At 68.0% G+C, this 17,150-nt stretch carries 21 protein-coding genes; 13 read left to right on the top strand and 8 right to left on the bottom strand.

What is annotated here, in order from left to right; all coding sequences use genetic code 11:
* Window position 1: 1 nt before the first annotated feature.
* The 13 genes from fusA to rpsQ all read left to right on the top strand — a co-directional run bounded on the left by fusA (window position 2) and on the right by rpsQ (window position 8,635).
* A complete protein-coding gene (fusA, locus tag A3862_RS20080) occupies window positions 2-2,077 on the top strand; it encodes an elongation factor G (protein ID WP_043348274.1) in 2,076 nt (691 codons plus the stop codon).
* A 58-nt stretch (window positions 2,078-2,135) separates the two neighbouring features.
* A complete protein-coding gene (tuf, locus tag A3862_RS20075; RefSeq protein WP_043348276.1) occupies window positions 2,136-3,326 on the top strand; it encodes an elongation factor Tu in 1,191 nt (396 codons plus the stop codon).
* 80 nt (window positions 3,327-3,406) lie between these two features.
* Window positions 3,407-3,715, top strand: coding sequence for a 30S ribosomal protein S10 (rpsJ, locus tag A3862_RS20070; RefSeq protein ID WP_043351245.1), 309 nt, complete (start codon window positions 3,407-3,409; stop codon window positions 3,713-3,715).
* A gap of 51 nt (window positions 3,716-3,766) precedes the next feature.
* Window positions 3,767-4,492, top strand: coding sequence for a 50S ribosomal protein L3 (rplC, locus tag A3862_RS20065; protein WP_043351246.1), 726 nt, complete (start codon window positions 3,767-3,769; stop codon window positions 4,490-4,492).
* Window positions 4,492-5,112, top strand: coding sequence for a 50S ribosomal protein L4 (gene rplD, locus A3862_RS20060; protein WP_043351248.1), 621 nt, complete (start codon window positions 4,492-4,494; stop codon window positions 5,110-5,112). The genes rplC and rplD overlap by 1 nt, the downstream gene beginning before the upstream one ends.
* On the top strand, window positions 5,109-5,405 hold the full coding sequence (locus A3862_RS20055; protein ID WP_012319188.1) for a 50S ribosomal protein L23: 297 nt from the start codon (window positions 5,109-5,111) through the stop codon (window positions 5,403-5,405). Before rplD ends, A3862_RS20055 begins: the two co-directional genes overlap by 4 nt.
* Window positions 5,406-5,430: 25 nt before the next feature.
* Window positions 5,431-6,267, top strand: coding sequence for a 50S ribosomal protein L2 (gene rplB, locus A3862_RS20050; RefSeq protein ID WP_020094256.1), 837 nt, complete (start codon window positions 5,431-5,433; stop codon window positions 6,265-6,267).
* A 5-nt stretch (window positions 6,268-6,272) separates the two neighbouring features.
* Window positions 6,273-6,551: a 30S ribosomal protein S19 gene (rpsS, locus tag A3862_RS20045; protein WP_012319190.1), complete on the top strand. Its 279-nt coding sequence runs from the start codon at window positions 6,273-6,275 to the stop codon at window positions 6,549-6,551.
* Window position 6,552: 1 nt separating this feature from the next.
* Window positions 6,553-6,939, top strand: a complete 387-nt coding sequence (rplV, locus tag A3862_RS20040; RefSeq protein WP_012319191.1) for a 50S ribosomal protein L22 — start codon at window positions 6,553-6,555, stop codon at window positions 6,937-6,939.
* 10 nt (window positions 6,940-6,949) lie between these two features.
* On the top strand, window positions 6,950-7,696 hold the full coding sequence (gene rpsC / locus A3862_RS20035; protein WP_012319192.1) for a 30S ribosomal protein S3: 747 nt from the start codon (window positions 6,950-6,952) through the stop codon (window positions 7,694-7,696).
* A gap of 11 nt (window positions 7,697-7,707) precedes the next feature.
* On the top strand, window positions 7,708-8,121 hold the full coding sequence (gene rplP / locus A3862_RS20030) for a 50S ribosomal protein L16 (protein ID WP_043384884.1): 414 nt from the start codon (window positions 7,708-7,710) through the stop codon (window positions 8,119-8,121).
* A gap of 12 nt (window positions 8,122-8,133) precedes the next feature.
* Window positions 8,134-8,349: a 50S ribosomal protein L29 gene (gene rpmC / locus A3862_RS20025; RefSeq protein WP_043346669.1), complete on the top strand. Its 216-nt coding sequence runs from the start codon at window positions 8,134-8,136 to the stop codon at window positions 8,347-8,349.
* Between the two features lie 22 nt (window positions 8,350-8,371).
* Window positions 8,372-8,635: a 30S ribosomal protein S17 gene (gene rpsQ / locus A3862_RS20020; protein ID WP_043346666.1), complete on the top strand. Its 264-nt coding sequence runs from the start codon at window positions 8,372-8,374 to the stop codon at window positions 8,633-8,635.
* 473 nt (window positions 8,636-9,108) lie between these two features.
* On the opposite strand, the gene recA is transcribed toward rpsQ, so the two are convergent.
* The 8 genes from recA to flgB form a co-directional block, all read right to left on the bottom strand.
* Window positions 9,109-10,170, bottom strand: coding sequence for a recombinase RecA (gene recA, locus A3862_RS20015; RefSeq protein WP_391526775.1), 1,062 nt, complete (start codon window positions 10,168-10,170; stop codon window positions 9,109-9,111).
* 325 nt (window positions 10,171-10,495) lie between these two features.
* On the bottom strand, window positions 10,496-13,258 hold the full coding sequence (gene cckA, locus A3862_RS20010; RefSeq protein WP_078947320.1) for a cell cycle histidine kinase CckA: 2,763 nt from the start codon (window positions 13,256-13,258) through the stop codon (window positions 10,496-10,498).
* A 162-nt stretch (window positions 13,259-13,420) separates the two neighbouring features.
* Window positions 13,421-14,488, bottom strand: a complete 1,068-nt coding sequence (gene flhB, locus A3862_RS20005; protein ID WP_043384892.1) for a flagellar biosynthesis protein FlhB — start codon at window positions 14,486-14,488, stop codon at window positions 13,421-13,423.
* A 53-nt stretch (window positions 14,489-14,541) separates the two neighbouring features.
* The gene (fliR, locus tag A3862_RS20000; RefSeq protein ID WP_043351488.1) at window positions 14,542-15,303 is read right to left on the bottom strand and encodes a flagellar biosynthetic protein FliR; all 762 of its coding nucleotides are present in this window, start codon (window positions 15,301-15,303) and stop codon (window positions 14,542-14,544) included.
* Between the two features lie 51 nt (window positions 15,304-15,354).
* Complete coding sequence (gene fliQ / locus A3862_RS19995) at window positions 15,355-15,621, bottom strand: flagellar biosynthesis protein FliQ (RefSeq protein ID WP_043351489.1); 267 nt, start codon at window positions 15,619-15,621, stop codon at window positions 15,355-15,357.
* A 60-nt stretch (window positions 15,622-15,681) separates the two neighbouring features.
* Window positions 15,682-15,996, bottom strand: a complete 315-nt coding sequence (gene fliE / locus A3862_RS19990; protein WP_043351496.1) for a flagellar hook-basal body complex protein FliE — start codon at window positions 15,994-15,996, stop codon at window positions 15,682-15,684.
* A 32-nt stretch (window positions 15,997-16,028) separates the two neighbouring features.
* Window positions 16,029-16,436, bottom strand: a complete 408-nt coding sequence (gene flgC / locus A3862_RS19985) for a flagellar basal body rod protein FlgC (protein ID WP_043351491.1) — start codon at window positions 16,434-16,436, stop codon at window positions 16,029-16,031.
* A 65-nt stretch (window positions 16,437-16,501) separates the two neighbouring features.
* On the bottom strand, window positions 16,502-16,903 hold the full coding sequence (flgB, locus tag A3862_RS19980) for a flagellar basal body rod protein FlgB (RefSeq protein ID WP_043351493.1): 402 nt from the start codon (window positions 16,901-16,903) through the stop codon (window positions 16,502-16,504).
* Between the last annotated feature and the right edge of the window lie 247 nt (window positions 16,904-17,150).

The following is a 17,150-nucleotide window of genomic DNA, read 5'->3' as shown; positions in this document are numbered from 1 at the left end:
GATGCCCCGCACGCACGCGATCGAGGACTACCGCAACTTCGGCATCATGGCCCACATTGATGCCGGCAAGACCACGACGACCGAGCGGATCCTCTACTACACCGGAAAGTCCCATAAGATCGGCGAGGTCCATGAGGGCGCCGCCACCATGGACTGGATGGCGCAGGAGCAGGAGCGTGGCATCACGATCACCTCGGCTGCGACGACCTGCTTCTGGCGCGACAAGCGCCTCAACATCATCGATACCCCCGGTCACGTCGACTTCACCATCGAGGTCGAGCGCTCCCTGCGCGTGCTCGACGGCGCCGTGTGCGTGCTTGACGGCAACCAGGGCGTCGAGCCGCAGACCGAGACCGTGTGGCGCCAGGCCGACAAATACGACGTGCCGCGCGTCGTGTTCGTCAACAAGATGGACAAGATCGGCGCCGACTTCTTCAAGTGCGTCGCCGACATCATCGACCGCGTCGCCGGCAAGCCCGTCTGCCTGCAGCTGCCGATCGGTGCCGAGTCCAGCTTCCAGGGCGTGATCGACCTCATCAAGATGAAGGCGATCGTCTGGACGGGTGAGGCGCTCGGCGCCAACTTCGACGAGACCGAGATCCCGGCCGACCTGAAGGATCAGGCTGTCGAGTACCGCACCAAGCTGGTCGAGGCCTGCGTCGAGCTCGACGACGAGGCGATGTCCGCCTACCTCGACGGCAGCGAGCCCGACGAGGCGACCATGCGCCGCCTGGTGCGCAAGGCCGTGCAGCTGCGCGCCTTCCACCCGGTGCTGTGCGGCTCGGCCTTCAAGAACAAGGGCGTGCAGCCGCTCCTCGACGCCGTCGTGGACTACCTGCCCTCCCCGGCCGATCGCGGCGAGATCAAGGGCATCGACTTCAAGACCGAGGAAGAGACCGTCCGTCACCCGACGGATTCGGATCCCTTCTCCATGCTCGCCTTCAAGATCATGGACGATCCCCACGTCGGCACGATCACCTTCTGCCGCGTGTACTCGGGCAAGGTCGAGACCAGCGCCAACGTGCTGAACTCGTCGCGCGACAAGAAGGAGCGTGTCGGCCGCATGCTCCTGATGCACGCCAACAACCGTGAGGACATCAAGGAGGCCTTCGCGGGCGACATCGTCGCCCTGGCCGGCCTCAAGGATACCCGCACGGGCGACACCCTCTGCGATCCGCAGAAGGCCGTGATCCTCGAGAAGATGGAATTCCCCGAGCCCGTCATCGAGATCGCCGTCGAGCCGAAGTCGAAGGCCGATCAGGAGAAGCTCGGCATCGCGCTCTCGAAGCTCGCCGCCGAGGATCCGTCCTTCCGCGTGTCCACGGACCAGGAATCCGGCCAGACCATCCTCCGGGGGATGGGCGAGCTCCACCTGGACATCAAGGTCGACATCCTGCGCCGCACCTACAAGGTCGACGCGAATATCGGCCAGCCGCAGGTGGCCTACCGCGAGAAGCTGACCCGCCGTCAGGAGATCGACTACACGCACAAGAAGCAGACCGGCGGTACCGGTCAGTTTGCCCGCGTTAAGTTCGTGGTCGAGCCGAACGAGCCGGGCGCCGGCTTCCAGTTCGAGTCGAAGATCGTCGGCGGCGCGGTGCCGAAGGAGTACATCCCCGGCGTCGAGAAGGGCCTCAACTCGGTCCTGGGTGCGGGCGTCCTCGCCGGCTTCCCGGTGGTCGACGTGAAGGTCGAGCTGATCGACGGCGCCTACCACGACGTCGATTCCTCGGCGCTGGCCTTCGAGATCGCGTCCCGTGCAGCACTCCGTGAGGCCCTGCAGAAGGGCGGCTCGGTCCTGCTCGAGCCGGTGATGAAGGTCGAGGTCGTCTCGCCGGAAGAGTACACCGGCTCGGTCATCGGCGACCTGAACTCCCGCCGCGGCCAGATCCAGGGTCAGGACATGCGCGGCAACGCCAACGTCATCAACGCGATGGTGCCGCTGGCCAACATGTTCGGCTACGTGAACAACCTGCGCTCCATGTCGCAGGGCCGGGCGAACTTCACCATGCAGTTCGACCACTACGAAGAGGTGCCGCGCGGCGAGGCCGACAAGGTCATCGCCAAGTACGCCTAAGGCTTCGGCCTGAGGCATCTCTTCTTCCGCAACGCGAATTCGAATCTAGGAGGCTCTGATGGGCAAGGAAAAGTTCTCCCGCACCAAGCCGCACTGCAACATTGGCACGATTGGTCACGTTGACCACGGCAAGACGTCGTTGACGGCGGCGATCACGAAGGTTCTGGCGGAGACGGGCGGGGCGACGTTCACGGCCTACGACCAGATCGACAAGGCTCCGGAGGAGAAGGCGCGCGGGATCACGATCTCGACGGCGCACGTGGAGTACGAGACGCAGAACCGTCACTACGCGCACGTGGATTGCCCCGGGCACGCCGACTACGTGAAGAACATGATCACGGGCGCGGCGCAGATGGACGGCGCGATCCTGGTGGTTTCGGCGGCCGACGGCCCGATGCCGCAGACCCGCGAGCACATCCTTCTGGCGCGCCAGGTCGGCGTTCCGGCGCTGGTGGTGTTCCTCAACAAGGTCGACATGGTCGACGACGAGGAGCTCCTGGAGCTGGTCGAGCTGGAGGTGCGCGAGCTCCTGTCGAAGTACGACTTCCCCGGCGACGACATCCCGATCACCAAGGGCTCGGCGCTGATGGCGCTTGAGGACAAGGAGCCGAAGATCGGCAAGGAGGCGGTGCTGGCGCTGATGGCGACGGTGGATGCCTACATCCCGCAGCCGGAGCGTCCGATCGACCTGCCGTTCCTGATGCCGATCGAGGACGTGTTCTCGATCTCGGGCCGCGGCACGGTGGTGACGGGTCGCGTCGAGCGCGGCATCGTCAAGGTCGGCGAGACGGTGGAGATCGTCGGCATCCGCGACACGCAGACCACGACGGTCACGGGCGTGGAGATGTTCCGCAAGCTGCTCGACCAGGGCCAGGCGGGCGACAACGTCGGCGTGCTGCTGCGTGGCACGAAGCGCGAGGACGTGGAGCGCGGCCAGGTCGTGTGCAAGCCGGGTTCGGTGAAGCCGCACGCCAAGTTCAAGGCCGAGGCCTACATCCTGACCAAGGAAGAGGGCGGCCGCCACACGCCGTTCTTCACCAACTACCGGCCGCAGTTCTACTTCCGCACCACCGACGTGACCGGGATCGTGACGCTGCCCGAGGGCACCGAGATGGTGATGCCGGGCGACAACGTGACCATGGACGTGGCGCTGATCGTGCCGGTGGCCATGGAGGAGAAGCTGCGCTTCGCCATCCGCGAGGGCGGCCGCACCGTCGGTGCCGGCGTCGTCGCCGCCATCAACGATTGAGCTCGAGCAAGCATCCTTAGCAGGGCGCGGCGGGGTCAAGGCCCCGCACACCCCGCCGTCCCTCTCAAGGTTCCAGGATCATGAACGGTCAGAACATCCGTATTCGCCTGAAGGCGTTCGATCACCGCATCCTCGATGCGTCGACCAAGGAGATCGTCTCCACGGCCCGGCGCACCGGCGCGACCATCCGGGGTCCGATCCCGCTCCCGACGCATATCGAGAAGTTCACCGTGAACCGCTCGCCGCACATCGACAAGAAGTCGCGCGAGCAGTTCGAGATGCGCACGCACAAGCGTGTGCTCGATATCGTCGATCCGACGCCGCAGACCGTGGACGCGCTGATGAAGCTCGACCTCGCCGCTGGCGTGGACGTGGAGATCAAGCTCTGAGTCCGCTGAGGACTTAGAGCTTACCGTTTCATCGCGCGAGGGAGAGAACCTATGCGCTCAGGCGTCATCGCACAGAAGGTCGGCATGACCCGCGTCTTTACGGACGCGGGGGAGCATGTCCCCGTCACGGTGCTCAAGATCGACCAGTGCCAGGTGGTTGCCCACCGCACGGTCGAGAAGAACGGCTACGTTGCGCTGCAGGTCGGCGTCGGCAAGGCCAAGGTCAAGAACGTCTCGGCCGCCGAGCGGGGCCGCTTCGCGGTTGCGAAGGTCGAGCCGAAGAAGAAGCTCGCCGAGTTCCGCGTGTCCGAGGACGCGCTGATCCCGGTCGGCGCCGAGATCACCGCGGACCACTTCATCCCCGGCCAGTTCGTGGATGTCACCGGCACGACGACCGGTAAGGGCTTCGCCGGCGGTATCAAGCGCTGGAACTTCGGCGGTCTGCGCGCCACCCACGGCGTGTCGATCTCGCACCGCTCGATCGGTTCGACCGGTGGTCGTCAGGATCCCGGCAAGACCTTCAAGAACAAGAAGATGCCGGGTCACCTCGGCGTCGAGCGGGTCACGACCCAGAACCTCCGCGTCGTGCGCACCGATCCCGAGCGTGGCCTCATCCTCGTCGAGGGCGCGGTTCCGGGCGTGGCCGGCGGCTGGATCCAGATCCGCGACGCGGTGAAGCGCAAGCTCCCCGCCGACGTTCCGCTGCCGGGCAAGTTCCGTGAGAACGGCGCGTCCGCCCCGGCTCCCGAGGCCGCTGCGGCTGAGGAGACCGCGTGATGAAGCTCGATATCAAAACCCTCGACGGTGCCGGTGCCGGCTCGGTCGAGCTCAACGAAGAGATCTTCGGGCTCGAGCCGCGCGCCGACCTGCTGCAGCGCATGGTCCGCTGGCAGCTCGCCAAGCGGCGCGCCGGTACCCATGCCGTGCAGAACCGCTCGGACGTGAACCGGACCCGCAAGAAGCTGTACAAGCAGAAGGGCACCGGCAACGCCCGTCACGGCGCGGCCTCGGCGCCGCAGTTCCGCGGCGGCGGCCGGGCCTTCGGCCCTGTGCCGCGTGACCACAGCCACGACCTGCCCAAGAAGGTCCGTGCGCTGGCTCTGCGTCATGCCCTGTCGGCCAAGGCCAAGGCCTCGACCCTGATCGTCGTCGACGACATCAAGATCGAGGATCACAAGACCAAGGGTCTCGTCGAGCGCTTCGGCAAGATGGGCCTCTCGAACGCGCTGATCATCGGCGGGGCCGAGGTCGACGTGAATTTCGGCCGGGCCGCCCGCGCCATCCCGCAGATCGACGTGCTGCCCGTGCAGGGCATCAACGTCTACGACATCCTGCGCCGCGACACGCTCGTCCTGACGAAGGCCGCCGTCGACGCGCTGGAGGAGCGTTTCAAATGAGTGCCGATCCGCGCCACTACGACATCGTCGTCTCCCCGGTCATCACCGAGAAGGCGACGAACCTGACCGAGCAGAACAAGGTCGTGTTCCGGGTCGCCCCCAAGGCGACCAAGCCTCAGATCAAGGAGGCCGTGGAGAAGCTGTTCGACGTCAAGGTCACGGCCGTGAACACCCTTGTCACCAAGGGAAAGAAGAAGATTTTCCGCGGCCTCCGCGGACAGCGCTCCGACGTGAAGAAGGCGATCGTGACCCTGGCCGAGGGCCACACGATCGACGTCACGACCGGGCTCTGAGGACGGGTTTTAGGGATCCAAGCCGATGGCCTTGAAGACATTCAAACCGGTCACGCCGAGCCTGCGCCAGCTCGTGCTCGTCGACCGCCGTGAGCTCTACAAGGGCAAGCCGGTGAAGGCGCTGACGGAGGGCAAGTCGTCCTCCGGCGGCCGGAACAACCTCGGCCGCATCACCGTCCGCTTCCGCGGCGGCGGCCACAAGCGCGTGCTGCGCAACGTCGACTTCAAGCGGCGCGAGCAGCTCGGCGTCGCCGCAACCGTGGAGCGGATCGAGTACGATCCGAACCGCACGGCGTTCATCGCGCTGATCAACTTCCCCGACGGGAAGCAGAGCTACATCCTGGCCCCGCAGCGTCTGCAGCCGGGCGACAAGGTGGTGGCCGGCGAGAGCGTCGACATCAAGCCGGGCAACGCTGCTCCGGTCGGCTCGATGCCGGTGGGCACGATCGTCCACAATGTCGAGCTGAAGATCGGCAAGGGCGGCGCGATCGCCCGCTCGGCGGGCAACTACGCGCAGATCGTGGGCCGCGACCAGGGTTACGTGACCCTGCGCCTGAACTCCGGCGAGCAGCGCCTGGTCCATGGCCAGTGCTTCGCCAGCGTCGGCGCGGTCTCGAACCCGGACCACATGAACATCTCGCTCGGCAAGGCCGGGCGCAACCGTTGGCTCGGCAAGCGCCCGCACAACCGCGGTGTGGCGATGAACCCGGTCGACCATCCGCACGGCGGCGGCGAGGGTCGCACCTCGGGCGGCCGCAACCCGGTCACGCCCTGGGGCGTGCCCACCAAGGGGAAGAAGACCCGGTCCAACAAGCGGACCGACGTGTTCATCCTGTCCAGCCGCCACAACCGCAAGAAGTAATCGCTATGGCACGCTCTCTCTGGAAGGGGCCGTTCGTCGACGGCTACCTCTTCAAGAAGGCCGAGGCGGCGCGGGGCTCCTCGCGTTCCGAGGTCATCAAGATCTGGAGCCGCCGCTCCACGATCCTTCCGCAGTTCGTCGGGCTCACCTTCGGTGTGCACAACGGGCAGAAGCACATCCCGGTCTACGTCACCGAGGAGATGGTCGGTCACAAGTTCGGCGAGTTCTCGCCGACCCGCACCTTCCCGGGCCACGCGGCCGACAAGAAGGCGAAGAGGCGCTGAGATGGGCAAGCAAGCCACCCCCCGCGCGCTCCCCGAGAACGAGGCGAAGGCCGTCGCGCGCATGCTGCGCGTCAGCCCGCAGAAGCTCAACCTCGTGGCGCAGATGATCCGCGGCAAGAAGGTCGACACGGCGCTCGCCGAGCTGCAGTTCTCGCGCAAGCGGATCTCCACCGAGGTCAAGAAGTGCCTCGAGAGCGCCATCGCCAACGCCGAGAACAACCACGACCTGGACGTGGACGACCTCGTCGTCTCCCAGGCCTTCGTGGGCAAGGCGCTGGTTCTCAAGCGTTTCCACGCCCGCGCCCGCGGCCGCGGTGCGCGCATCCTGAAGCCCTTCTCGAACCTCACCATCGTGGTTCGCGAAGTCCGCCAGGCCGAAGCGGCCTGAGGAGGATCTGATGGGCCAGAAAGTCAATCCGATCGGTCTCCGGCTCGGCATCAACCGGACCTGGGACTCCCGCTGGTTCGCCAACAAGGGCGACTATGCGAAGCTCATGCACGAGGACGTCGCGATCCGCGCCGCCCTCATGAAGCAGCTCAAGCAGGCGGCGGTCTCCAAGATCGTCATCGAGCGTCCGCACCGGAAGTGCCGCGTCACCATCCACTCGGGCCGTCCGGGCGTGGTGATCGGCAAGAAGGGCGCGGATATCGAGAAGCTGCGCAAGCTCGTCGGCACGATGACCAAGGCCGACGTGACCATCAACATCGTCGAGGTGCGCAAGCCCGAGATCGACGCCACCCTGGTGGCCGACTCGATCGCCCAGCAGCTCGAGCGCCGCGTCGCCTTCCGGCGCGCCATGAAGCGGGCCGTTCAGTCGGCCATGCGTCTCGGCGCCGAGGGCATCCGGATCAACTGCTCGGGTCGTCTCGGCGGCGCCGAGATCGCCCGCCAGGAATGGTATCGCGAGGGCCGGGTCCCGCTGCACACGCTGCGTGCGGACGTGGATTACGGCACGGCCACGGCGTTCACGACCTACGGCACCTGCGGCATCAAGGTGTGGGTGTTCAAGGGCGAGATCCTTGAGCACGATCCGATGGCTCAGGATAAGAAGGCCCAGGAAGAGGGCGGCCGCTCCGGCGGACGCCGTGAGCGCGATGGCGAGGGCGGCCGCGAGCGCGGACGCCGCGAGCGCGAGCACGCGTAAGGTAGGAAGCCATGCTGCAACCGAAAAAGACCCGCTTCCGCAAGCAGTTCAAGGGCCGCATCCACGGTGCGGCCAAGGGCGGCTTCGAGCTGAACTTCGGCCAGTTCGGCCTGAAGGCGGTGGAGCCCGAGCGCATCACCGCCCGCCAGATCGAGGCGGCCCGCCGCGCGATCACCCGCGAGATGAAGCGCCAGGGCCGCGTCTGGATCCGGGTGTTCCCGGACGTGCCGGTCTCGTCGAAGCCGACCGAGGTCCGCATGGGCTCCGGTAAGGGCGCCCCGGACTATTGGGCGGCCCGGGTCCATCCCGGCCGGATCATGTTCGAGGTCGACGGCGTTGCCGAGAACATCGCCAAGGAGGCGCTCCGCCTCGGCGCCGCGAAGCTTCCGATCCGCACGCGGGTCGTCCAGCGCATCGCCGACTGAACGGAGGATATCGTGAAGTCGACCCAGAGAGTGTCTGATCTCAAGGCCCTGTCGCCGGATCAGCTGAATGACGAGTTGATCAACCTCAAGAAGGAGCAGTTCAACCTGCGCTTCCAGGGGGCCACCGGCCAGCTCGAGAACGTCGCCCGCGTCCGTGAGGTCCGTCGCGACATCGCCCGTGTCCGGACGCTGCAGCGCGCGAAGACGCTGCAGGCGGCCAAGAGCTGATACGGGCCGCTAGGAGAACACCATGCCGAAGCGCATCCTGCAGGGCACCGTCGTTAGCGACAAGGGCGAGAAGACCATCGTGGTCAAGGTGGAGCGCCGCTTCACCCACCCGGTGATGAAGAAGACCGTCCGCCGCTCGAAGAACTACCACGCGCACGACGAGGCGAATGTCGCCAAGGTCGGGCAGACGGTGTTCATCGAGGAGTGCCGTCCCTTCTCGAAGACCAAGACCTGGAAGCTGGTCGAGGGCGACGCCGCCCAGGCCGAGGCCGGCGAGGCCGCCTGATCCTGGGATCCCGGCGGCTGCGGTCTCCGCATCCGCCTGATCCCGGCCCGCGACGCTGCGGGATGGCCCCCGAGACGGGTCCATTCCTGGGTCGCGGCATGACCGGTTCGACGAACGCCCGGACGCAATTCGACTCGTAAGAGCCGGATTCGTGCCGGGCTTCGTCGTTTCGTCATCCTGCGATCTGAATGCGTGTGCAGGCGCCGTTGTGAAGCGCGGACGTCTCTGTCGGGACCGCCGCTCGCCGCGGTGGCGTCGCATACGGGTTGGGGGCGTGCCTGTTTGGTGGTGCCCCAACTCTGCGTCGAGGGTCTCTGAGGCCGCGGCCGAGTCCGGACGTCCGCTTCTTTCGTATTCCGCTATCGATCGGTGCCTTGGGCCCAAAACAAAACCCCATGGCGATCCTGCGATCGCCATGGGGTTCGGTCTTAATGGATCGGGCGCCGGACTTGGTCCACCGCCCGGTCTTCGGATCAGGCTTCGCCCTCGTCGAGATCGTCGGCGGTCGGGGTCGCGTTCTCCAGGATCTTCTCGGCGACCAAGCCGGAATTCTGCCGGATGGAGCCCTCGATCTCGGCGGCGATCTTCGGGTTGTCGCGCAGGAAGCCCTTCGCGTTCTCACGGCCCTGGCCGAGGCGCTGGCTGTTATACGAGAACCACGCGCCTGACTTCTCGACGATGCCGGCCTTCACGCCGAGGTCGATCAGCTCGCCGACCTTCGACACGCCCTCGCCGAACATGATGTCGAACTCGACCTGCTTGAACGGCGGCGCGACCTTGTTCTTCACCACCTTGACGCGAACCTGGTTGCCGATCGCCTCGTCGCGATCCTTCAGGGTCGAGATGCGGCGGATGTCGAGGCGCACCGAGGCGTAGAACTTCAGGGCGTTGCCGCCCGTGGTGGTCTCGGGGCTGCCGTACATCACGCCGATCTTCATCCGGATCTGGTTGATGAAGATGACCATGCAGTTCGAGCGCGAGATCGAGCCGGTCAGCTTGCGCAGGGCCTGGCTCATCAGACGGGCCTGAAGGCCTGGCTGGCTCTCGCCCATCTCGCCCTCGATCTCGGCGCGCGGGGTCAGCGCGGCCACCGAGTCGACCACCAGCACGTCGATGGCGCCGGAGCGCACCAACGTGTCGGTGATCTCCAGGGCCTGCTCGCCGGTATCGGGCTGCGAGATCAGCAGGTCGTCGAGGTTGACGCCGAGCTTGCGGGCATAGACCGGATCGAGGGCGTGCTCGGCATCCACGAAGGCGCAGACGCCGCCCTTCTTCTGGGCCTCCGCGATGGTGTGGAGCGCCAGCGTCGTCTTGCCGGACGATTCGGGGCCGTAGATCTCGATCACCCGTCCGCGCGGGAGGCCGCCGACGCCGAGGGCGATGTCGAGGCCCAACGATCCGGTGGAGACGGTCTCGACCTCCTGAACCTTGTCGTTCTTGCCGAGCCGCATGATCGAGCCCTTGCCGAAGGCGCGCTCGATCTGAGCCAGGGCGGCGTCAATGGCCTTGGACTTGTCCTTGTCCACGGGGGGCATGTCGACCACTTTCAATGCGGGCTGGGCCATCTGGCGGGCTCCTTATGAAGGGGTTGGACGCAGTTCACAACGCGCGTCGCCACCGCCTTCATGTACCTGTTTTGTTCTTATTCGACAAGGGCGGTACCGTGGGTTGTGCATAGCCTGCCGGCGCCATCGATGCGGTTCAGGGCGAACCGCGGACTCCGGCGCGCCGATCAGTCGGGGCATGCCCGGGATCCGGTGCCGCACTCCGTTCAGGGTCTGAACACGGTGGGCGGCACCGGATGCCGGATTTCGCAGGGAAGGGCCGGGACGCTGCCATCGACGACGCCATCGACGCCGTTCAATCGGCCATCGTCTTCTTCACGGTCTCGACGAGCTGCTTCAGACTGAAGGGCTTCGGCAGGAAGTTGAAGGTCTCCCCCTCCGGCAGGTTCTTGCGGAAGGCGTCCTCGGCGTAGCCGGAGACGAAGATCACCTTCAGGTCGGGCTGATGCTTGCGCACCTCCCGCAGCAGGGTCGGGCCGTCCATCTCGGGCATGACGACGTCGGAGACGACGAGGTCGATCGGCTGGGTGCCCTCGCGGACGATCGCCAGGGCCTCGAGGCCGGAGGCCGCCTCCAGGACCGTGTAGCCGCGGGCCGAGAGGGCGCGACTGTTGACCGCCCGGACGGGATCCTCGTCCTCCACGAGCAGGATGGTGCCCTGCCCCGTATGATCCGCGGCGGGCTTGCGCGGCGCCGGCTTGTCGGCCGTGGCCGGAGCCGGTGCACTCCGCGGCGCGCCGGCATCGCCCGGCTCGGCAGCCGGCCGCGGCGACCCGGAGACCGGCGCGAGCGGCTCCGCGCGCGGGAGCGCCGGCACCGCAGCCGGGGCCGGAACCTCCTCTGGTTCGGCCACGGGCACATGCCGCGGCAGGTAGATGCGGAAGGCGGTCCCCTCCCCGATCGTCGACTGCACGTCGATGGTGCCGCCCGATTGCTTGACGATGCCGAACACCGTCGACAGGCCGAGTCCGGTGCCCTTGCCGATCTCCTTGGTGGTGAAGAACGGCTCGAAGATCTTCTCCATCAGCTCGGGGGGGATGCCCTGGCCGGTGTCGCGCACCTCGATCAGCACGTGGTCGCCGGCCGGCGCCCCGCCGCGTCCCTCCGCATCGGAGGCCGCCCCCGGATCCAAGACGTTCTCCGTCCGGATCATCAGCTTGCCGCCCTCCGGCATGGCGTCGCGGGCGTTGACCGCGAGATTGACGATCACCTGCTCGAACTGGTTGACGTCGGCCTTCACGGGCCAGACCTCGCGGCCGTGCTTCAGCTCCAGGGCGACCCGCTCGCCGAGCAGGCGCTTGAGCAGGAGAGTGAGTTCGGAGAGCGCCTCTCCGACATTCATCACCTCCGGACGCAGGGTCTGCCTCCGGGAGAACGCCAGGAGCTGGCGGACGAGGCCCGCCGCCCGGTTGGCGTTCTGCTTGATCTGCATGATGTCCTGGAAGGCCGGGTCGGTCGGCCGATGGCTCGCCAGCAGCAGGTCCGAGTACCCGATGATCGCCTGCAGCACGTTGTTGAAGTCGTGCGCGATGCCGCCCGCGAGCTGGCCGACCGCGTTCATCTTCTGGGCCTGGGCGACCTGCTGCTCCAGTTGCCGCTGCGCCGTCGTGTCGAGGGCGTACAGGATCACCCGCTCGGCCTCGTCGGTCTGCTGCCCCGGATCGCCGCCGTCGGCGGGGCTGAGCCAGACCCGGGCCGAGCGGCCGCCGGGCCCGGTCAGCTGGACCTCGATGGGTTCCGGATCGGTCCGACCGCTCGCCGCCCGGGCGAGCCCGGCTTCCAGGGCGGTCCGGTCGGCCACGGAATCGGCGACGTTCGGCTCGACCCGGGTCGCGCCGTCACCGTCGAAGGCGCCGTCATCGGCCTGGCGCGGCACCGTGCCGAACAGCCGGGTGAACGAGGCGTTGGCCCGGGCGATGCAGCCGGTCCGGTCGAGGGTCGCGATCGCGATCGGCGAGTTGTTGAGGAAGCGGGCGAGGCGCACCTCGGCGGCGCGCTGCGGCTCGTCGGTCTCGGCCCCGGCGGAGCGGTTGATCACGAAGGTCCGCGACGAGCCGGGCTTGCCGTCCTTGCCGAAGGCGACCCTGTGGTAGAGCCGCACCGGCAGGGTGTGGCCGTTGCGGCGGCGCAGGTCGAGGTCGAAGCGGTCGGTGCGGACCTCGCCCGGCAGGCCGGCGGTGCGCACGAGAACATCCGCCTCCGGGGCGATCTCGGTGAGATGCGGCCCGCCGGGGCCGACGCTGGCGAGATCGTAACCCAGCCAGGCGGCGAGCGTCGCGTTCATGTAGACGATGGCGCCGGCCGGATCGATCGACAGGAAGCCCGCCGGGGCGTGGTCGAGGTAGTCGATGGCGTGCTGGAGTTCCTGGAAGACGTTCTCCTGCCGCTCGCGCTCGGCGGTGATGTCGGCCACCGTCCAGAGCGAGGCCGCCCGGCGCGGACGCGCAAGGGGCCGCACCGAGACGCGGTACCACCCGAAGCCGCGCTCGCCGACCGTCGGCCCGAGGGGCGGCGACATCCGGACCTCCTCGGTATGGGCCCTGGCATCGCGCGAGGCCTGCGACAGGCGATAGACCGCCTCGGAGACCTCCGGAGAGCCGACGAGGATGCGCTCCACCGGCACGAGGTTCGAGAACGTGTCGCCGCTGGCGATCCGCAGATAGGCCTCGTTGGCGTAGATCAGCCGGCCCCCCTCCTCGACGACCAGCTTGCCGTCCGGGGAGGCGTCGACGATCCCCTTGGTGATGTCGTCCCGGGCCGCGCTGCCGCTGAGCTGGAGCGCCCCGATGGCGAGGGCGAACAGGAAGAACACGCCCGCCATGGCCAGCAGGGCCAGCAGCCAGACGATCAGCGACTGGGCCTGCTCGTTGGCCACGAAGGACAGGCCGATGGCGGCGCCGACCAGCAGCCCGGCGAGCACGAGGAGCAGGCCGACCCGGCCCGGCTGCTCCGACCGGTCGATCGAGCCGGTGCCCAGCAGGGCGGACGCCTGCGAGACCGGAGGCCCCGAATTCTGCGGGCCCGCGGCAGGCGCCGGAGGTCCAGTGACGTCGGCCATCGGCTTCATTCCAGAACAGTCACCCGGTTGGTCAGCCGGCCATATCAGGACATGCGGGGCGCGGCACCACTCTCGTCGCGCCAAGCCTTGATACAGCCTCGCGAAAAAAGGTGGAGGAAGCGTGGCTTTCCGTCGGCTCCGGCCCGCGGCATGGCGCCGTTGCTAGGCCGCCCGCCTCCGCAGGCGCAGCACGAACCCGATGACCTCCGCCACCGCGCGGTAGTGCTCGGCCGGGATCTCCCCGTCGATCTCTACAGTGGCGTGGAGCGCCCGGGCGAGGGGCGGATTCTCGATCACCGCGACGCCGTGCTCGGCCGCCACCGCGCGGATGCGCAGGGCCAGGGCGTCGACGCCCTTGGCGACGCAGATCGGCGCCGCCATACCGGTCTCGTAGCGCAGCGCCACCGCGTAGTGGGTCGGGTTCGTCACCACCACGGTGGCGGTCGGCACCGCGGCCATCATGCGCTTCTTCACGCGGGCCATCCGCAACTGCCTCAGGCGGCCCTTGACCTCCGGGTTGCCCTCGGACTCCTTCATCTCCTGCTTGAGCTCTTCCTTCGACATCCGGTGACGCTTGCGCCAGCGGAACCGCGCGTAGAGGGCATCTCCCAGGGTGATCGCGAGATGCATGCACAGCATGCCGGCGAGCAGCTTCAGGCTGAGGGTCAGGATCGCCGGCAGGGAGGCGGCCGGGTCCAGGCGGGCGAACACCTCCAGCCGGTCGCGGTCGTTCCACAGCAGCACCGCGCCGACGACGCCCACGGCGCCGATCTTGGCCAAGCCCTTGCCGAACTGGAACAGGGCCTCGACGCCGAGGAGCCGCTTCACGCCCGCCATCGGCGACAGGCGCGAGAATTTCGGCATCAGCGTCTCGGTGGAGAAGACCAGCGGGTGCTGCAGGAGTCCCGCGGCCAGTCCGGCCACGACGGCCAGACCCACCGGCACGGCCACCGCCTGGAGCCACAGCCACAGGCCGCGCGTCATGGCCGCCTTCATCGCCGTGGCGTCGTCCGGCAGGGCATGGGCGTTGGCGAGGTAGGCCTTGAGGCCGTGCAGGAGGTTCGTGGCGATGCTCGGGGCCGCGACCAGCAGGGTCAGGGTGAACGCCCCCAGCATCGCGAAGGTGTTGATCTCGGTGCTGGTCGCGACGTCGCCGCGCTCGATGGCCTGATCGAGCCGCCGTTGGGACGGCTCCTCGGTCTTGTCCTCGTCGTCGGTATCGTCGGCCATCTCGCTTCGCTCTCAGCGCGGACGGGTGATCGGGGCGCGAGCGGTCCGGCCGCTCAGCGGCCGACGTAATCCCCGAGATACCGGCCCAGATCGTCCAGGAAGACGCCCATCATGACGCCGAGGCAGCCCATCAGCAGCAGCATGCCGATCAGCACCGAGGCCGGGACCGCCAGGAAGAACACCTGCAATTGCGGCATCAGCCGCGACAGCACCCCGAGACCCAGGTTGAACAGGATCCCGAAGGCGATGAACGGGCCGGAGATCTGGACCGCCAGGGTGAAGCCCCGGGCCAGCGCCTTCGTGGCCAGCATCAGCGCGTCCGAGAAGGACGGCACGCCGTCGGGGGGCAGAACCTCGTAGCTGCGGGCCACGCCCTCGATGGCGAGATGATGCAGATCCGCGGCGAAGATCAGCGTGATCCCGAGCAGCGACAGGAAGTTGCCGATCGCCACCTGCTGGCCGCCCTGGTTCGGATCCACCGTCATGGCGTAGGACAGGCCGACCTGTGCCGCGATGATCACACCGGCGGTCTGAAGGGCCGCAAGGATCATGCGCACCGTCAGGCCGAGCACCAGCCCGATGATCGTCTCCCCGAACAGGAGCCCGATCAGCCGCGGGCCGGCCACGCCCTCGGTCCCGCCCAGCAGCGGACGCACGGTCGGGAACAGCACCAGGGCGGTGAGCAGCGCGAAGGCGAGGCGCAGGCGCGGCGGCACCGTCTGCTCGCCGATCCCCGGCATCAGCATGATCAGCGTGCCGATGCGCGCGAAGGTGATCAGGTAGGCCGAGGCGATGCCGGGCAGGAGCAGGTTCATCGCGGCCTCTATGGCACGCGTGGGCCGCGCCTGTCCCGGCCGGGGCGGGCATCAGCCGCCGGCCGCGATGCGGGCGGCGATGCGGGTCATGTAGCCGGCCATGGCGTCGCCGATGAAGGGCAGCATCAGCAGGAGCGCGGCGAACACCGCCACGATCTTGGGCACGTAGATCAGCGTCTGTTCCTGGATCTGGGTCAGGGCCTGGACCAGGGAGACCGCGAGCCCGACCGCCAGGGCGACCAGCATCAGGGGCCCGGCCACCTTGAGGAACACGAAGATGCCGTCGCGGGCGACGTCGAGGATGGCGAGGCCGGTCATGGGGATGCGATCTGTACGGAGGGCGCGGGCGGCGGAATCGGCGAGGGACCGGGCCGCCGTTCAGATCTGCATGCGCATGATCTCCTCGTAGGCGGAGATCATGCGGTCGCGCACCGCCACCATGGTCTGCAGGGCGGTCTCGCTCTCGGCCACCGCGGTGACCACGTCCACGACATTGGCCTTGCCGGCGGCGGCCGAGACGGCCTGCGTGTCGGCCCGCCGGCCGGCATCGCCGACGCTGTCCAGGGTCTGCCCGAGGAGCTGCATGAAGTCGCTGCCGGTCCCGGTCGTCGGCTGGACCCGGGGCGCGGGCCGGCCGCCGGCGAGGCCCTGAACGGCCGCGTAGGCACCCGCCGCGAAGTTGCTCGAAGCCATCGCCATGCGTCCTTGCTATGCGTCCTGCAGGCTCACTTCAGGATGCCGAGGGTCTGTGCCAGCATCTTGCGGGTGGCGCTGATCATGTTGAGGTTCGCCTCGTAGGAGCGCTGGGCCTCGCGCAGGTCCATGTTCTCGATCTGCGCATTGACGTTGGGCATCTGCACCACGCCCTGGGCGTCGGCCGCGGGATTGCCCGGCTCGTACTTCGTCCGGAAGGCCGACGGGTCGCGCCTGACGCGCCCGGCCTCGACGAGCCGCGCGCCGGTCTCGTCGTCGAGATGGCTGGTGAAGGTCGGGATCTTGCGCCGGTAGGGCTGCGCCCCGGCAGAGGCCGGCGCGGAATCGGCGTTGGCGATGTTCTCGGCGATGATGCGCATCCGGCCGGACTGGGCCTTGAGGCCCGCCGCCGCCACCGCCAGTGACTTGGTGAATTCCATGGCTCAGGCCCCTCCTGCTGCCGTGACCGTGCGGCCGTCGGCGCTCCCCCCTCGGTCGTCGCGCATCAGCTCTTGCCGATCGCGATCTTCAGGGTGGTCAGGCTGTGCTGATAGAGCGAGGCGGCGAGTTGGTAGTCCGACTGGTTCTCGCCGGCCTTCATCATCTCGTCCTCGAGGTTGACGCCGTTGCCGCTCGGGCGGACCTCGAAGCCCTTGGCGCGCTTTGAATCGGCCCCGACCGTCTGACCGGCGGGCGCCATGTGGCCCGGGCTCGTCAGCGTCAGGCCGGTCGCGGTGGCGGCCAGCGTACCGGTCGCCCGGTCGAAGCGCGGCTCCACGAGGTCGCGGGGCTTGAACCCCGGCATGTCGGCATTGGCCACGTTCTCGGCGATCACGCCCTGGCGCGCCTGTGCCCATTGCATCCGCGTGCGCAGCATGCTCAGCACGGGCAGATCGGTGAGAGCCAAGGTCGCCTCCGGGATGGCGTGGCCGCGCCGGAACGAGCGGGCTCGGCAAAATCTGCCGTGCGCATGGTTAACGGCGCGTTAAGCCCGCGATCAGGGACGGTCGGTCTGCGGATCGGCCGCGGGATCGCGGCTGTCGCGCCGGCGCGGGCCGCCGGGCCCGAAGCGGCGGCAGCCTTTACCGCGGACGAAGGACCGTCCGGCCTCGGATCCGCTGACCCGGCGGCTTATCCCCGACCTACTGTCTTGA

The organism is Methylobacterium sp. XJLW, assembly GCF_003254375.1.
Taxonomy (GTDB): Bacteria; Pseudomonadota; Alphaproteobacteria; order Rhizobiales; family Beijerinckiaceae; genus Methylobacterium; species Methylobacterium fujisawaense.
The sequence above is the reverse complement of the archived record's forward strand: the minus strand, read 5'-3'. Positions and strand labels throughout refer to the sequence as shown.

Excerpts from the sequence above, each read along its gene's own strand:
- fusA (WP_043348274.1), top strand. The coding sequence starts at position 2 with ATGCCCCGCACGCACGCGATCGAGGACTACCGCAACTTCGGCATCATG.
- tuf (WP_043348276.1), top strand. The coding sequence starts at position 2,136 with ATGGGCAAGGAAAAGTTCTCCCGCACCAAGCCGCACTGCAACATTGGC.
- rpsJ (WP_043351245.1), top strand. The coding sequence starts at position 3,407 with ATGAACGGTCAGAACATCCGTATTCGCCTGAAGGCGTTCGATCACCGC.
- rplC (WP_043351246.1), top strand. The coding sequence starts at position 3,767 with ATGCGCTCAGGCGTCATCGCACAGAAGGTCGGCATGACCCGCGTCTTT.
- rplD (WP_043351248.1), top strand. The coding sequence starts at position 4,492 with ATGAAGCTCGATATCAAAACCCTCGACGGTGCCGGTGCCGGCTCGGTC.
- A3862_RS20055 (WP_012319188.1), top strand. The coding sequence starts at position 5,109 with ATGAGTGCCGATCCGCGCCACTACGACATCGTCGTCTCCCCGGTCATC.
- rplB (WP_020094256.1), top strand. The coding sequence starts at position 5,431 with ATGGCCTTGAAGACATTCAAACCGGTCACGCCGAGCCTGCGCCAGCTC.
- rpsS (WP_012319190.1), top strand. The coding sequence starts at position 6,273 with ATGGCACGCTCTCTCTGGAAGGGGCCGTTCGTCGACGGCTACCTCTTC.
- rplV (WP_012319191.1), top strand. The coding sequence starts at position 6,553 with ATGGGCAAGCAAGCCACCCCCCGCGCGCTCCCCGAGAACGAGGCGAAG.
- rpsC (WP_012319192.1), top strand. The coding sequence starts at position 6,950 with ATGGGCCAGAAAGTCAATCCGATCGGTCTCCGGCTCGGCATCAACCGG.
- rplP (WP_043384884.1), top strand. The coding sequence starts at position 7,708 with ATGCTGCAACCGAAAAAGACCCGCTTCCGCAAGCAGTTCAAGGGCCGC.
- rpsQ (WP_043346666.1), top strand. The coding sequence starts at position 8,372 with ATGCCGAAGCGCATCCTGCAGGGCACCGTCGTTAGCGACAAGGGCGAG.
- recA (WP_391526775.1), bottom strand. The coding sequence starts at position 10,170 with ATGCCCCCCGTGGACAAGGACAAGTCCAAGGCCATTGACGCCGCCCTG.
- cckA (WP_078947320.1), bottom strand. The coding sequence starts at position 13,258 with ATGGCCGACGTCACTGGACCTCCGGCGCCTGCCGCGGGCCCGCAGAAT.
- flhB (WP_043384892.1), bottom strand. The coding sequence starts at position 14,488 with ATGGCCGACGATACCGACGACGAGGACAAGACCGAGGAGCCGTCCCAA.
- fliR (WP_043351488.1), bottom strand. The coding sequence starts at position 15,303 with ATGAACCTGCTCCTGCCCGGCATCGCCTCGGCCTACCTGATCACCTTC.
- fliQ (WP_043351489.1), bottom strand. The coding sequence starts at position 15,621 with ATGACCGGCCTCGCCATCCTCGACGTCGCCCGCGACGGCATCTTCGTG.
- fliE (WP_043351496.1), bottom strand. The coding sequence starts at position 15,996 with ATGGCTTCGAGCAACTTCGCGGCGGGTGCCTACGCGGCCGTTCAGGGC.
- flgC (WP_043351491.1), bottom strand. The coding sequence starts at position 16,436 with ATGGAATTCACCAAGTCACTGGCGGTGGCGGCGGCGGGCCTCAAGGCC.